1 protein-coding gene is annotated in these 1,261 nt (G+C 65.0%); it reads left to right on the forward strand.

The features are described 5' to 3' along the window. Positions 1 to 11 precede the first annotated feature (11 nt). Positions 12 to 1,261 (forward strand): IS3 family transposase gene (locus tag QMK24_RS41245; protein ID WP_283472050.1). Its coding sequence is split into 2 segments (ribosomal slippage), with 1,251 coding nucleotides annotated over them: positions 12 to 285 and positions 285 to 1,261; the frame shifts between segments, so codons are not numbered across the junction. This gene is flagged as partial in the annotation.

The following is a 1,261-nucleotide window of genomic DNA, read 5'->3' on the forward strand; positions in this document are numbered from 1 at the left end:
TCGAGTCCGTTATGGCGAAGCAATATCCGAAGGAGCTCAAGGAGCGGGCCGTGCGCCGGGTCCTTGAGACACGCGATCAGTACAAGACCGAGTCCGCGGCGATCCGCTCGATCGGTGCCAAGCTCGACATCGGGCCGGAGTCCCTGCGGAACTGGGTCCGGCAGGCAGAAGTGGACAACGGTGCCAAGCCCGGCACGACCACCGAGGAATCCGCTGCGATGAAGGCGATGAAGCGGGAGAACGCCGAGCTCAAGCGGGCGAACGAGATCCTGAAAGCTGCAGCAAGTTTCTTCGCGGCCGAGCTCGACCGGCCACACCCACGCTCGTAGCGTTCATCGACGAGCACCGGGACCGCTTCGGCGGAGTCGAGCCGATCTGCAGGACGCTCACCGAGCACGACTGCAGCATCCACCCGTCCACCTACTACGCACACAACAAGCGCACCCCCTCGGCCCGCTCACTGCGGGACGCGGAACTCGCACCCCTGATCGTCGCCATCCACCGGGACAACTACAGCGTCTACGGAGCCCGCAAAATCTGGGCCGAGCTGAAGCGCCGGGGCCACCAGGCGGCCCGGTGCACCGTCGAGCGGATCATGAAGGCAGAAGGCATCACGGGAGCAGTGCGCGGGAAGAAAATCGTCACCACCGTGGCGGACAAGGAAGCCGAGCAGGCCCCCGACCGGCTCAGCCGGCAGTTCGTGGCCAGCGCCCCGAACCGGGTGTGGGTCGCGGACTTCACCTACGTGGCCACCTGGTCCGGCACCGTCTACGTCGCTTTCGTCATCAACACCTTCTCCCGCCGGATCGTCGGCTGGTCCGCCGCGACGAACAAGCAGACCCCGCTCGTACTGTCCGCACTCGAGATGGCCCTGTGGCAACCCGACCGGGCCGGAAACCCCGTCACCGCACGGGAGTTGATCCACCACTCCGACGCCGGATCGCAGTACACCAGCTTCCGCCTCGCCACCCACCTTGCCGCCGAACAGATCGCCGCGTCCATCGGCACCGTCGGGGACACCCTCGACAACGCGCTGATGGAATCGACCATCGGGCTCTACAAAACCGAGCTGATCAAACCCCAGCAGCCCTGGAAGGCCCTCAGCGACGTCGAGTTGACCACCGCCGAATGGACCGACTGGTACAACCACCATCGACCCCACGGTGAGATAGGCCACGTCCCACCCACCGCATACGAGACCACCTACTACCGACAGAACACACAAGAACCACAGGCCACAACCACAACCACAACCACAACC

This window comes from Streptomyces sp. PH10-H1 (assembly GCF_030063355.1).
Taxonomy (GTDB): Bacteria; Actinomycetota; Actinomycetes; order Streptomycetales; family Streptomycetaceae; genus Actinacidiphila.